Origin of the sequence: Curtobacterium sp. MCSS17_016, assembly GCF_003234255.2 — a bacterium.
Taxonomy (GTDB): domain Bacteria; phylum Actinomycetota; class Actinomycetes; order Actinomycetales; family Microbacteriaceae; genus Curtobacterium; species Curtobacterium flaccumfaciens.
This window is the reverse complement of sequence record NZ_CP126254.1, coordinates 809507-822683: the sequence shown is the minus strand read 5'-3', so window position 1 is coordinate 822683 and position 13177 is coordinate 809507. Positions and strand designations below refer to the sequence as shown.

Sequence of the window (13177 nt, the reverse complement as noted above, 5' to 3'; positions counted from 1 at the left end):
CACGCCGCACCGTGCACTGGCAGCGCCCACCGCACAGCCAGGAGGCCCGGGGCGGCCCGGCACCGCACCTCCCGACCGGCGCACCGTGCGCGCAACGCCGACCGGTGCGCGCCTGACCGCCCCGTGACGCGCCACAGGCGCGCACCACGCCATCAACGCCGCACCGCATCGCGCACGCCGCACCGTGCACTGGCAGCGCTCAGCGCTCAGCGCTCAGCGCTCACCGCTCAGCGCTCAGCGCTCAGCGCTCAGCGCTCAGCGCTCAGCGCTGCACGTTCTCCAGGTCCTCGAGCAGGCTCGGGTGCGTCGGCACCCAGCCGAGCGCTTCGCGCGTGTGGGCACTCGACGACGGCTGGTCCATCGCGAAGATCGGCGCGAACGCGCCGAACGTCTCGTCGGCCACCCGCTCGACCGGCAGGCCGAGCCGCCGACCGATGACCTCGGCCAGGTCACGCACCCGGTCCCCCTCGTCGGCGACCGCGTGCCAGACGGTCCCCGCCGGAGCACCTTCGAGCGCGAGCCGGAACAGCACCGCGGCGTCCGCGGCGTGCACGGCGGGCCACCGCTGCTCGCCGTCGCCGGGGTAGCCCGCCACCCCTGCCTGTCGGGCCGTCTCCGTCAGGATGCCGGCGAACCCGCCCGTGCCGTCCGCGTGCACGGTGCGCGGCAGCCGGATCGCCGAGACCCGAACGCCCCGTGCCGCCAGGTCGAGGGCGGCGAGGACCGATCGGGCTCGACCCGCGACCGGCCCCTCGAGCGGGAGCGGGTCGGTCTCGACCGAGGCCCGACCGGGCTCCCACGGCGTGCCGGAGACGACGACGAACGGGCGGTCGGTGCCGACGAGTGCCTCGCCGAGTGCGGCCATGGCGGCGCCTTCCTCGGCGATCCCCCGCTCGAGCGCCTCCGCCGAACTGAAGTCGTTCGAGAACGCGAGGCTGATGACCCCGTCGGCGGAGCGGGCGCCGTCGCGCAGCACGTCGAGGTCGGTGAGCGCACCGCGGGCGGGGGTCGCCCCCGCGGCGACGAGGGCAGCGGCCGACCGGTCCGAGCGGGCCAGGGCCGTGACGGCGTGCCCGGCGGTGATGAGTTCGGTGACGACGGCGGTGCCGATGGTGCCGGTGCCGCCGGTGACGAAGACGTGCATGGGTGCTCCTCACAAGTGATGGGACTTTTGTACCGTCACCGTACACCCGTGATGGGACAATTGTCCCGTCGCGTATGATCGTCCCATGGTGCGATGGGAACCCGGGGCCCGGGAACGACTGGTCCTGGCCGCGGTCGACCTGTTCTCCGAGCAGGGCTACGACGAGACGACCGTCGCGCAGATCACCGAGCGCGCCGGTGTCACCAAGAGCACGTTCTTCCGGCACTTCCCGGACAAGCGCGAACTGCTCGTCGCCGGGCAGGAGACCCTGAGCCGGCTGCTCGCCGAGGGCATCACCGACGCACCGGCCGACGCCACCCCGCTCGACGCCGTCGCCGCGGGTCTGGAACGGGCCTCGGACGAGATGGGACCGCTGAACCGCGAGCTCGGACCACGACTGCGAGCGGCAGTCGCCGCCAGCGCCGAACTGCAGGAGCGCGACGCCCTGAAGAGCGTCGGGATGGCCGCGGCCATGACCGACGCCCTGGTCGGCCGCGGTGTCCCCGACGCGCCCGCTCGACTGGCCGCCGAGATGGGTGTCCTCGCCTTCAAGCAGGGCTTCGAGCGGTGGTCGGGTGTGGGGCGCGCCGACGACGACCGACTGGCCGACCACGCCACGGCCGCGCTCGCCGAGCTCCGAGCCGCCGCCACCCAGCTCGGCTGAGCGGACGCGGGCGGACGCGGGGCGGACGCCGGGCGGACGCGGGGCGAACGCCGGGCGGACGCCGGTCGCGCATCGTCGTATCCTCGGCGCCATGGCAACGGTGCGACAGGTCCAGGTGACGTTTCGACTGCGCCGAGCCGGAGCGTGTCGCCCGGTTCTGGTGCGAGGTCCTCGGGTACGTGGTACCGCCGCCCCCACCGGGGTTCGCCGACTGGGACGCGTTCGACCGGTCGCTGCCGCCGGAGCACCAGGGCTCGGCCTTCGCGTGCGTCGACCCGACCGGTGCCGGCCCCCGCCTGTTCTTCCAGCGCGTCCCCGAGGGCAAGACGGTCAAGAACCGCGTGCACCTGGACGTCCGGGTCGGCACCGGGATGGTCGGCGCCGAACGGCTCGCGGCCCTCGACGCCGAGAGCGCCCGTCTGGTCGGGCTCGGCGCCACCCAGGTCCGTCGGATGACGGCGGACCAGGTGAACGAGTCGTGCATCGTCCTGCAGGACGTCGAGGGCAACGAGTTCTGCCTGGACTGACCGGCGTATCGTCGACGGACCCGGCCCGCACCGCCGCGCCACGGAAGGACCCCCACCCCGCATGACCGTCACCGCCGCATCCGCCACCGCAGCCGACGCCACCGCCCTCGAACACCTGCTGGGGTCCGACCAGGTCCTCCGCGACCCGGAGTCCCTCGAGCGCTACCGCCACGACGACGCCGAGTGGGCCGACTCCACGGCACCGCTCGCCGTGGTCCTGGCACGCAGCCCCGACGACGTCGTCACCGCCGTCCGGTGGGCAGCCGCCGCCGGCCTCCGGGTCGTCCCCCGCGGTGCCGGCACCGGCTTGTCCGGTGGCGCCAACGCGATGGCCGACTCGATCGTCGTGTCGCTCGAGCGGATGAACCGGGTGCTCGAGGTGAACACCGACGAGCGGTACGCGGTGACCGAACCCGGCGTCATCAACGACGCACTCCGCGCCGCGGTCGCCGAGCACGGCCTCTGGTACCCGCCGGACCCCGCGAGCTCTGCGATCTCGACGATCGGCGGCAACGTCGCGACGAACGCCGGGGGCATCTGCTGCGTCAAGTACGGGGTCACCCGCGACTACGTGCTCGGCATGACCGTCGTGCTGGCCGACGGATCGGTGGTCGAGCTCGGCCGCCGGACCGCGAAGGGCGTCGCCGGGTACGACCTCACGGGGCTGATGGTCGGCTCCGAGGGCACGCTCGGCATCGTCGTGTCGGTCACGGTGCAGCTGCTCCCCCTGGCGGGCCGTGACGAACGGGCGGTGATCGGGTACTTCCCCTCGCTGACCGCGGCGGGCGACGCCGTGGCCGCGATCTCGCGGGCGGGGATCATCCCCGCGGCACTCGAGATCGTCGACCGCACCTGCCTGCGGGCCGTCGACGACTGGATGCACCTCGGGCTGCCGGCGGACGTCGACACCCTGCTGCTCGCCCGGGTCGACGAGCGCGGTGCGGCCGGCGACGAGATCGCCGACCAGGTCGCGGACGTCTTCGCCGAGGCCGGTGGCACGGACGTCGAGCGGGCCACCGACCCCGGGGACATCGACCGGCTGTTCCAGGCCCGCCGACTCGCCTACCCGGCGCTCGAACGGCTCGGCCCGGTGCTGACCGAGGACATCTGCGTGCCGCGGAGCGCGGTGCCCGAGATGCTCCGGCGGATCCAGGTGACCGCGGACGCACAGGACGTCACGATCGCCAACATCGCGCACGCCGGCGACGGCAACCTGCACCCGCTGATCATCGCGCCCGAGGGCGACGACGCCGCGAAGGCCCGCGCGAAGACCGCGTTCGACCAGATCGTGGCGGACTGCCTGGCGCTCGGTGGGACCGTGACCGGTGAGCACGGCGTCGGGCTGCTGAAGCTGCCGGGCCTTCGCGTCGAACTCGGCGACCGCGTGCTCGCGATGCACCGCTCCGTCAAGGACGCGCTCGATCCGGCGGGGACCCTGAACCCGGGCAAGGCGTTCTGACCCGGCCAGACGACGGACGGGAGGCCCGGTGCCAGCTGGCACCGGGCCTCCCGTCCGTCAGGTGGTCGCGTTCAGCGACCGGTGTGCGTCACGCAGGAGCGCATCTGCACGCACGCGCGCTCAGTGGCGACGGAAGTACCCGTTCGCGCCGCCGACGTACATCAGGATCGTCGCGATGAGCACCGCGACGCCACCGATCCAGCCGAAGGCGTTGCCACCCGAGGCCGCGCCGACGCCGACACCGATGAGCTGCAGGACCGCGAGGACCGTCAGCACGATGCGGGCCCAGTTGCGGCCGTCGCGCATCTTGAAGACGATGATGAGCTCGATCACGGCGAGGATGAACGCGAAGATCGCGCCGCCGACGAGCGGGGCCGTGCCGACACTGTCAGCGACGTCGGCGGAGGAGCCCGACGTGAGGTTGATGATGCCCTGCAGGATGTTCGCCAGGACCACCACCAGCCAGATGACGAACGCGACGGTGACGGACGTGGGACGACTGGACGTCGATGCCATGGGGAGTGCCTTTCTCGATGGACCACGTTCAGCGGCCTCTCAGAGAACGTACTTGCGGGCGTGACCGCTGTCCGGATGTGCCCGAAGGTCACAGAGCGGTAACGACGGCAGATCGGTCCAAACCCTTCGCGGCAGGGTGCCGAATCACCTGCAACGACCGGGAAACACCCGGAGCGCTCACCAGCCGCACATCGCTGGTTCTCCACCCCATCCAAGGGTGTGTTCGGCGCGCACAGCAGCCGCGCCGAGCGCGACAACAGCAAAGGACTGATCACGATGCGTAAGAGCCTCAAGACCTCCATCACCCTCGCCACGACCGGCGCCCTCGTCCTCGGCGGTGCCGCGTTCGGGATCTCCTCCGCCCAGGCCGCGACCCCGAACGTGCACACGGTGTCCTCGTCGTCCGAGTCGAAGATCCCCGCACCCGTCGCCTCGGTCCCCGAGGTCCTCGGTGGCTCCACCGCCGTGAAGCTCGACTCCGGCTTCACCGACGCCCTCACCGCCCTGAAGCTCACCCCCGGCGTCTCGGGAGATGCGACCCTGGCTGACGGGTCGGTGTCGTTCCCGATCACCGCCGGGTCGGTCACCTACTGGTCGCCGGATGGCAACTACCGCCCGTACGTGCAGGGCCTGCTGAACCACGACGACTCGGGTCTGACCCTGAAGGCCGGCGACACCACCGTCACGCTGGAGAACTTCGTCGTGAACCCGGGCTCGTCCAAGCTCTACGGCGACGTCCTCGTCAACGGCAAGGTCGCCGCGGCCAACGCGTTCCTGTTCGAGCTGCACGGCGGCTCCCTCAAGCCCCTCCAGCTCGAGGGCGACAACGCCATCCTCACCGGCACCACCGTCCACATCTCCGAAGACGCCGCCGGCCTGCTGAACAAGACCTTCGGCACCGACGCCGTCAAGCGCGGCCTCCTCGTCGGCACCGCCACCATCACCGCACAGATCAAGTAACACCTGCCGCAACACCGCACCACGAGCACCACCGCACGACGCGAAGAGTCGCTCCGCCGATCAGGGCGGAGCGGCTCTTCGTCGTTCGCGGTACCGCCGGCGGTACCGCTTCTCCCAGTGGCCGAGCCTACGATCGAGCGAATGCCCGCTCCTCGCTCGACCCAGACCGACGACCGACCCGGGCCGGACGACTTCATCCGCGTCCGTGGCGCCCGCGAGAACAACCTGCGCGACGTCGACGTGGACATCCCCCGCGACCGGATCGTCGCGTTCACCGGCGTCTCCGGCTCCGGCAAGTCCTCACTCGCCTTCGGCACCGTCTTCGCCGAGGCCCAGCGCCGGTTCCTCGAGTCCGTCGCCCCGTACGCGCGGCGGCTGATCGCGCAGGGTTCCACCCCGCACGTCGACTCGATCACCGGACTGCCGCCCGCCGTCGCCCTGCAGCAGCGTCGCGGCGCCCCGAGCTCCCGTTCCACCGTCGGCACCATGACCACGCTGTCGAACTCGATGCGCATGCTCTACTCGCGCGCCGGCACGTACCCGTCCGGCGCCGACCGGCTCGAGTCGGACTCCTTCTCGCCGAACACCGTCGCCGGCGCCTGCCCCCGGTGCCACGGCATCGGGACCGCGCACGAGGTCACCGAGGCATCGGCCGTGCACGATCCGTCGCTGAGCATCCGCGACGGCGCGATCACCGCCTGGCCCGGGGCATGGCAGGGCAAGAACCTGCGCGACGTCACCGCCGTGCTCGGCTACGACATCGACCGCCCGTGGCGCGAGCTGTCGCGCAAGGACCGCGACTGGCTCCTCTTCACCGAGGAACAGCCCGTCGTGCAGGTGCAGCCGAAGCGCGACCGAGTGGCCAAGCCCTACAAGGGCCGGTTCTGGAGCGCCCGCCAGTTCGTCCTGCACACCCTCGCCGACTCGCAGAGCGAGACCCAGCGCAAGAAGGTGCTGCAGTTCGTCGAGTCCGGCCCGTGCGGGCTCTGCGGCGGCACCGGCCTGACCCGGGCCGCCCTCGCCGTGACGATCGGCGGTCACTCGATCGCCGAGCTGAACGCGCTGCCGCTGACCGGCCTGGCTGACGTCCTGCGCCCGATCGCGGCGATCACGGATGCGGCAGCGGCGACGTCGCGAGCATCGTCCGGCGAGCACACCGAGGTCGCCGTGGCGATCTCCCGCGACCTGCTCACCCGCGTCGAGGTCCTGGTCGGCCTGGGTCTCGGCTACCTCGCGCTCGACCGCGCCACCCCGACGCTCTCCCCCGGCGAGAGTCAGCGGCTGCGGATCGCGACGCAGCTCCGCTCCGGCCTGTTCGGCGTCGTCTACGTGCTCGACGAACCGAGCGCCGGCCTGCACCCCGCCGATGCCGAGTCCCTCGTCGACGTCCTCGACGACCTGCGTGCCGGCGGCAACAGCGTCTTCGTCGTCGAGCACGACATGAGCATCGTGCGCCGAGCCGACTGGATCGTCGACGTCGGCCCCCGCGCGGGCACCGGTGGCGGCACGGTCCTGTACAGCGGACCGGTCGCCGGACTGGCCGAGGTCGAGGCGTCTGTCACCCGGCGCTTCCTGGAGCCCCGGCAGCCGACCGCCGACCGTGCCGTCCGGACCCCGATCGGCACCCTCCAACTCCGCGACCTCACCCTGCACAACCTGCGTGGGCTCGACGTCGACCTGCCGCTCGGTGTCCTCACCGCGGTCACCGGGGTCAGCGGGTCCGGCAAGTCGTCACTCGTCGGTGGCGTGCTGCCCGGCGTCGCGACGTCGCACCCGCTCATCGACCGCGTCGTGCAGGTCGACCAGAAGCCGATCGGCCGGACGCCCCGCTCGAACCTCGCCACCTACACCGGCCTGTTCGACGCGGTCCGGGCAGCCTTCGCCCAGACCGACGAGGCCAAGGCCCGCGGTTGGGGCGCCGGGCGGTTCTCCTTCAACGTCGCCGGCGGCCGGTGCGAGGTCTGCCAGGGCGAGGGGTCGGTGTCCGTCGAACTCCTCTTCCTGCCCGGCAGCTGGGCCCCGTGCCCCGAGTGCCACGGCTCCCGCTACACCGCCGACACGCTCGAGGTCCGGTGGAACGGGGCGTCCATCGCCGACGTCCTCGGCATGACCGTCGACGAAGCGGCGCCGTTCCTGGCGTCCCTGCCCGCAGCCGGACGCGGACTCGAGACCCTGCGCGAGGTCGGTCTCGGCTACCTGCGACTCGGCCAGCCCGCTCCGGAGCTGTCCGGCGGCGAGGCACAGCGCATCAAGCTCGCCACGGAACTGCAGCGCGCGCGGACCGGCCACACCCTGTACCTGCTCGACGAGCCCACCACCGGCCTGCACCCGGCCGACGTCGAGCTGCTCACCGCCCAGCTCGCCCGACTGACCGACGCGGGCAACACCGTCGTCGTTGTCGAGCACGCCATGGACGTCGTCGCGAGCGCCGACCACGTCATCGACATGGGTCCGTCCGGCGGTGTCGAGGGTGGCCAGGTGGTCGCCTCCGGCACGCCAGCCGAGGTCGCCGCCTCGACCACCAGCCGGACCGCCCCGTACCTGCGGGACCAGCTCGGTCGCTGACGCAGAAGTGCCCGCCGGGATCGCTCCTGACGGGCACTTCGTGGCTGCCGCTGGTTACCGCTGGACCGCTTCCGGGGCGTCGTCGCGGAAGAAGTCGCTACCACTGTGCGTGTAGCCGACCTCACCCGTCCGACGCCACTGCTTGCGGACGCGCTTGAAGGTGGTGATGCGTGCAGGTTCGACGTTCTCGTCGCTCGTGTAGGCGCTCATGGCTGATCTCCCTGTGTGATTGGCCGTGGTTCCTTGGCCCCCCGAAATGGAGGCTAGCGAGCGGTTTTCATACCGGTTCGTGATCCGTCCCGGAACGTCCGTGGAACGCAATTCCGCTCGTTGAATGGCCGCGGAGCGCAGCGCCCGCGACCAGGCGGGGTCGGACGGGAGGCCCGGATCACCGCCGCCGGACCGGCGGCGGCGAGTCGCGCCTCCAGGCCGGAGCCGGGCGGACTCAGGAACGCAGGCCGAGCACCAGGTCGTGGACCACGCGCGCTGCGCGCGCCGCGGCGTCGTCCAGGTGCTCGCGGAACTCGGCGCCGTCCGGGGCGCAGAGGTCGCTGATGCACCGGACCGACACGAACGGCATGTCGTGCACGTGGGCGAACTGCGCGATCGCGGCCGACTCCATGTCGACCGCGGCCACCTCGGGGAACGCGACCCGGAGTGCGCGGGCACGACCCTCGGTCACGAAGACCTCGCTCGAGCCGATCGTCGCCGACTGCAGGGGCCACGCGATGTCGGCGCCCATAGCGAGCTCGACGAGCCGGGCGTCCGGCGCGTAGCCGGTCGGCATGCCGGGGACCTGGCCCAGTGCGTAGCCGAACGCGGTGGCGTCGGCGTTGAGGTTGACGTACCGGTCGCCGACCACGACGTCACCGATGGCGACACCGTGCATGAGCCCGCCGGCGGTCCCGACGCTGATCACCGGGATGCCCGGGCCGAAGTCGTGGAAGCCGTGGGCGACCGCGGCCGTGGCGTTCGTGAAACCGATGCCGCTGCGGCGCACGACGACCGTGGCGCCGCCGATGTCGAGCAGCTGGTGCGGGTCGTGGCCACCGACTGGGCCGTCGAGGACCGGGACACCGCCGAAGAGGTCGGCGAAGGCCGAGACCTCTTCGCTCATGGCCGCGATGATGATCGCGACGGGTTGCTGCTGCACTGATCGATCCTCCCACGCCGGACGCGCGCGGACGTGCAGGTCGGATCGTCGACGGTGCTAGCGGCGGGGGTCCTGGCGGGCCAGCTCGTCGGCGACGAAGGCGGCGAGCGCGTCGGCGCCGAAGTGGTCGTCGGCGGTGATGGTGACGACGGTGCCGGAGTCGTTGCTCGCCTCGGTCTCGTCGAACAGCAGCATCTGACCGTACGCACCGTGCAGCCGCCAGAGTCGGCCGGGACCACCCCACCCGGCCATCGCGTACCGCTCGTAGCCGGGGCCGGTGCCCTCGCGCTCGACCCAGTCGGTGTGCATCGCGTCGCACCACCGCGCGCTGACGATCCGCTGTCCGTCGACGATCCCGCGGTCGCGGATCAGGCGTCCGATGCGGGCGAGCTCCTCGGTGCGGAGCGACAGTCCCTCGCCCGCTGCGACGAACCCGTTCGGGCAGCGTTGCCACTCGACGTCCTGGATGCCGAGCGGCGCGAACAGCCGCTCGGTGACGAACGCGCCGACGTCGCCGACCCGGGTCTCGAGCACGCGCATCGCCGTGTAGGTGCTGGCGTTCGCGTACTGGAACACCCGGCCGCGGGACGGTCGCCGGAGGAACTCGGCCGCCAGGTCCGGCCAGTCCGTCAGCTCGGTCGCCGACCAGGGCATGTCGATCCCGCTGGTCATGGTGAGCAGGTGCCGGAGGGTGACCCGGTCGACGCCGTCGCCGAGCGCGAGCCCGGTCGCCGTACCGAGGCCGGTGCCGACCAGGGACGTCGCGATCGGTTCGTCGACGTCGACCAGGCCGTTGTCGGCGGCGATGCCGGTGGTCAGGACGCAGACGCCCTTCGCGGCGGAGTGGATCTCGCGTCGGACGTCGGGGGTCCAGTGGTGCTCGGCGACGTCGCCCGCGGTGCTCTCGGCGCCCGGAGCCGCAGTCCGCGTGCGCACGTGGATGCCGTGTGCGGCGAACCCGGTGGTGTCGATGTGCCGGACGACGGCGTCGAGGATGGTCGCGGCGGTGTGCACAACCCCATCCTCTCGTGGCCGCGCGGCTGCGGGCACGAGCAGGGACCGCCGCGTACCGTCCGGCTCGTGTCCGACGAACAGCCCCGCCGCCCCGATCCCACCCGCGTCGGCGACCAGCCCGCACTCCGGACGGCGTCGGGCTCGAACTGGCTCCTGTGGGGAGCCGTCACGGCCGTGATCGTCGCCGCGGTGATGGTCCTCATGGCGATCCGAGCGCCGGCGATCGGCTGGCCGGCGCTGGTGCTCGTCATCGTGTTGTTCGTGACGATGGTCGTGGTGCGGGCCGCCGTCCGGCCGCAGCGCACCCGACTCGTCACCCTGGCCCTGCTCGACCTCGGCATCGTGGTCGTCGGACTGGTGGCGACCCTGGCGGTCCTGTACTCGACGCCGGTCGGTTGATGCCGCAATGGCATGTTGATAACGGTTCTCACTAAGATGGTGTGCAGCGACCACACCACGGTGGCCGTTCCATCGACGCAGCCGCAGCTGCTGGGAAGACCGACCCCATGCCAGCACCACACCCCACCGAGACCCTCGACGCCCTCGTGGTCGGAGCCGGACCGGCCGGCGTCGGCACCGGCCTGGCACTCCACGCCGTCGACGGCCTGCTGTTCGGCGTCGTCGAACGCGGCGTCGTCGGAGACACGTTCCGTCGGTGGCCGGAGCACCAGCGGTTCCTGACGCCGTCCTTCACCGGCAACGGGTTCGGGGCCACCGACCTCAACGCGGTCCACCCGCGCACCTCACCCGCCTACAGCCTGGGGACCGACTACCCCTCGGGGCCCGAGTACGCCCGGTACCTGCGGGGCGTCGTCGCGGCCTTCCACCTGCCGACCCTGCTCGACACCGAGGTCGAGCGCATCGAGCCGGACGACGACGGCTTCCGCGTGACCACGAGCCGCGGCCCCGTCATCACCCGGAACGTGGTCTGGGCCGGCGGCGAGTTCTCCGACCCGATCCTGCCCCGTTGCGCGGGCACCTCGCTCGGGGTGCACGCGTCCGCCGAGGCCGCCTGGGTCGCACGGCCCGGCCACGTGGTCGTCGTGGGGGGCTTCGAGTCCGGCATCGACCTGGCGTGCCACCACGTCGAACAAGGGGCGACGGTGACGGTCGTCGACCCGTCCCACCCCTGGGACGCCGGCAGCGGGTCGGACCCGTCGTTCCGCCTCGCCCCGCGGACCCGTCAACGGCTCGCGGCCGCGCGGGCCAGTGGACGCTTCACCCTGGTCGACGACGGCCAGGTCACCGGCATCAAACGGTCCGGAGACGGGTTCACCGTCGGCGTCGCCGGACGGACCGCCCTGGTGGCGGACGCGCCACCGATCCTCGCCACCGGGTACGGCCCGGGGCTCGGGCCGGTCGCAAGACTGTTCGACACCCGCGCGGACGGCTGGCCGCTGCTCACCGAGGACGACGAGTCGACCACCACGCCCGGGCTGTTCCTGGCCGGCACCGCGCTCCGGCACGGCGCGCTGCAGTTCTGCTTCGTGTACAAGTTCCGGCAGCGGTTCGCCCACGTCGCCCGTGTCATCGGCGAACGGGCCGGACGCGACTTCAGTGCCCTGCAGGAGTGGGACGACGCCGGGATGCTCACCGACGACCTGAGCTGCTGTGGTGTCGAATGCGCGTGCTGATGCCGGCACAGCGGCCTGCCCGCCCCGCCGGTGCACGACTCTGGGCCACCCCCGCGATCGTCGGCGGCGCCATCCTGGTCGGGTCGGTGATCGGCGGCGCCTCACCCTCGGCCGGCGACGCGATGGGCTCGGTGGTGGACGCGTTGGTGATCACCCTGGTCGTCGCCCTGTTCGTCGACGTCCCCCTGCACCGCCTGCCACGGACGCCCGACGCCTGGAAGGTCATCGGCATCGCCTGGAGCATGAACTTCCTGCTCGCCCCGCTCGTCGCGTTCCTGCTCACCCGCGTGGCCCTGCCCGGACACCCGGCCGTCCAGCTCGGCGTGATGCTGTACTTCCTGGCGCCCTGCACCGACTGGTTCCTGGCGTTCACCCGCCTGAGCGACGGGGACACCGCCGTGGGGGCGACCATGCTGCCGATCAACATGGTCACCCAGCTGCTGCTGTTCCCGGTGTGGATCACGGTCCTGGGCGGCAACGCCGGCATCGATGTCGTGGGCACCATCGGCACCCTGCTGCAGTGGTTCGTCCTGCCCACCGCGATCGCCGTGGTGATCCGCCTCGGGATCGCGCTCCTGCCGGACGCCGCTCGAGCCCGCGCCGCCGCCCTGCCCGGCCGCGCGGTCCCCTGGATCGTGGGCGCGATGGTCGCCGGGCTCTTCGCCTCGCACATCGGGCTGCTGCTGGCGAACCTGCCGGTGTTCGTCGCCGTGCTGGGGTGCGCGGTGGTCTTCTTCGCCGTGATGTTCATCGCAGCCGAGTGGGCGTCACGCCTCGCCGCCCTGTCGTACCCGCGGTCGGCGCTGCTCGCGATGACGACGGCGGCCCGCAACGCACCCCTGATGATCGGGCTGACGAGCGCCGCACTCCCCCACCAGCCGCTGGTCACCACGGCGATCGTCGTCGGCATGCTCGTCGAGTTCCCGCACCTGCTCGCGGTCCGCCACCTGCTGCTGCGTCGGCGACGTGGTCAGCACGCCGGGCGACGCCTGCGCGGCACCGCCGCATGGGGGCACCCGTGACGCACCGGGTCCGACTCGTCGTCGTCCCGACCGAGCGACGGGTGATCGAGACCGAGCACGACGACCGGCGGACGGCGCTCCTGCTCGCGCTGGGCCAGGTGCCGCTCGGGTACACGGTCACCGACGTCGACGTGCTGCCGGAGCACGGGGACACCGAGTCCGACCCCGCGGAGCCGGGCCGACGCTGAGCCGGCCGTCAGCGGCGGACGAGCACCCCGGCGACGAGTCGGAGCAGCAGGGCGACCACGCCGACCACGGCGATGCCGACCGACACGACCGTCGCCATCAGCAGTCGAAGGCTGTCCGGCACGGCCGTCTCGTCGGACGTGGGGAGGAACGCCGTCGCGACGAACACGCAGCCCGCGGCGATCAGGAACAACACCCCGATGATCGTCACGGCCCGCAGCGCGGCCGGCGCCGGTTCGTGGTCACCCGGTCGAGCCGGACGAGCCCTGGCCCCCTCGGTCTCCCAGTCCGCCAGTTCCGTCATGGTGGTCCCCCTTCGTCGGGACGATCGTA

General features: G+C 72.2%; 15 protein-coding genes. 9 read left to right on the top strand and 6 right to left on the bottom strand.

Going from position 1 to position 13177, the window contains the following annotated elements; translation table 11 throughout:
- Positions 1-262: 262 nt before the first annotated feature.
- Positions 263-1144 carry an SDR family oxidoreductase gene (locus DEJ19_RS04060; protein ID WP_111233544.1) on the bottom strand — a complete coding sequence of 294 codons (882 nt, stop codon included), beginning with the start codon at positions 1142-1144 and terminating at the stop codon, positions 263-265.
- A gap of 85 nt (positions 1145-1229) precedes the next feature.
- Here DEJ19_RS04060 and DEJ19_RS04055 point away from each other — a divergent pair, with 85 nt between their 5' ends.
- The 3 genes from DEJ19_RS04055 (at position 1230) to DEJ19_RS04045 (ending at position 3794) form a co-directional block, all read left to right on the top strand.
- On the top strand, positions 1230-1808 hold the full coding sequence (locus tag DEJ19_RS04055) for a TetR/AcrR family transcriptional regulator (RefSeq protein ID WP_110865000.1): 579 nt from the start codon (positions 1230-1232) through the stop codon (positions 1806-1808).
- Positions 1809-1987: 179 nt separating this feature from the next.
- Complete coding sequence (locus DEJ19_RS04050; protein WP_258377426.1) at positions 1988-2335, top strand: VOC family protein; 348 nt, start codon at positions 1988-1990, stop codon at positions 2333-2335.
- A 61-nt stretch (positions 2336-2396) separates the two neighbouring features.
- The gene (locus DEJ19_RS04045; RefSeq protein ID WP_111233543.1) at positions 2397-3794 is read left to right on the top strand and encodes an FAD-binding oxidoreductase; all 1398 of its coding nucleotides are present in this window, start codon (positions 2397-2399) and stop codon (positions 3792-3794) included.
- A gap of 120 nt (positions 3795-3914) precedes the next feature.
- Here the strand turns inward: DEJ19_RS04045 and DEJ19_RS04040 are convergent, their stop codons facing one another.
- The gene (locus tag DEJ19_RS04040; RefSeq protein ID WP_111024640.1) at positions 3915-4310 is read right to left on the bottom strand and encodes a hypothetical protein; all 396 of its coding nucleotides are present in this window, start codon (positions 4308-4310) and stop codon (positions 3915-3917) included.
- 276 nt (positions 4311-4586) lie between these two features.
- Between DEJ19_RS04040 and DEJ19_RS04035 the strand changes: the two genes are divergently transcribed.
- Together DEJ19_RS04035 and DEJ19_RS04030 are read left to right on the top strand one after the other, a co-directional pair.
- Complete coding sequence (locus tag DEJ19_RS04035; RefSeq protein WP_110865654.1) at positions 4587-5270, top strand: hypothetical protein; 684 nt, start codon at positions 4587-4589, stop codon at positions 5268-5270.
- 141 nt (positions 5271-5411) lie between these two features.
- Positions 5412-7835, top strand: a complete 2424-nt coding sequence (locus tag DEJ19_RS04030; RefSeq protein ID WP_111234058.1) for an excinuclease ABC subunit UvrA — start codon at positions 5412-5414, stop codon at positions 7833-7835.
- A 54-nt stretch (positions 7836-7889) separates the two neighbouring features.
- Here the strand turns inward: DEJ19_RS04030 and DEJ19_RS04025 are convergent, their stop codons facing one another.
- The 3 genes from DEJ19_RS04025 to DEJ19_RS04015 all read right to left on the bottom strand — a co-directional run bounded on the left by DEJ19_RS04025 (position 7890) and on the right by DEJ19_RS04015 (position 10002).
- Positions 7890-8045 carry a hypothetical protein gene (locus DEJ19_RS04025; RefSeq protein WP_155896774.1) on the bottom strand — a complete coding sequence of 52 codons (156 nt, stop codon included), beginning with the start codon at positions 8043-8045 and terminating at the stop codon, positions 7890-7892.
- 235 nt (positions 8046-8280) lie between these two features.
- Positions 8281-8988 carry a 5'-methylthioadenosine/S-adenosylhomocysteine nucleosidase gene (gene mtnN, locus DEJ19_RS04020; protein ID WP_111234059.1) on the bottom strand — a complete coding sequence of 236 codons (708 nt, stop codon included), beginning with the start codon at positions 8986-8988 and terminating at the stop codon, positions 8281-8283.
- Positions 8989-9045: 57 nt separating this feature from the next.
- Positions 9046-10002, bottom strand: a complete 957-nt coding sequence (locus DEJ19_RS04015) for a serine hydrolase domain-containing protein (RefSeq protein WP_111234060.1) — start codon at positions 10000-10002, stop codon at positions 9046-9048.
- A 66-nt stretch (positions 10003-10068) separates the two neighbouring features.
- Here DEJ19_RS04015 and DEJ19_RS04010 point away from each other — a divergent pair, with 66 nt between their 5' ends.
- The 4 genes from DEJ19_RS04010 to DEJ19_RS03995 all read left to right on the top strand — a co-directional run bounded on the left by DEJ19_RS04010 (position 10069) and on the right by DEJ19_RS03995 (position 12846).
- A complete protein-coding gene (locus DEJ19_RS04010; protein WP_146243422.1) occupies positions 10069-10401 on the top strand; it encodes a hypothetical protein in 333 nt (110 codons plus the stop codon).
- 107 nt (positions 10402-10508) lie between these two features.
- Positions 10509-11636: an NAD(P)/FAD-dependent oxidoreductase gene (locus DEJ19_RS04005; RefSeq protein WP_181441618.1), complete on the top strand. Its 1128-nt coding sequence runs from the start codon at positions 10509-10511 to the stop codon at positions 11634-11636.
- Positions 11636-12658, top strand: a complete 1023-nt coding sequence (locus DEJ19_RS04000) for an arsenic resistance protein (protein ID WP_181441619.1) — start codon at positions 11636-11638, stop codon at positions 12656-12658. Before DEJ19_RS04005 ends, DEJ19_RS04000 begins: the two co-directional genes overlap by 1 nt.
- Positions 12655-12846, top strand: coding sequence for a hypothetical protein (locus tag DEJ19_RS03995; RefSeq protein WP_146243421.1), 192 nt, complete (start codon positions 12655-12657; stop codon positions 12844-12846). Before DEJ19_RS04000 ends, DEJ19_RS03995 begins: the two co-directional genes overlap by 4 nt.
- Before the next feature lie 8 nt (positions 12847-12854).
- Here the strand turns inward: DEJ19_RS03995 and DEJ19_RS03990 are convergent, their stop codons facing one another.
- Positions 12855-13148 (bottom strand): hypothetical protein, encoded by a 294-nt coding sequence (locus DEJ19_RS03990; protein WP_111033864.1) that lies wholly within the window; start codon positions 13146-13148, stop codon positions 12855-12857.
- Between the last annotated feature and the right edge of the window lie 29 nt (positions 13149-13177).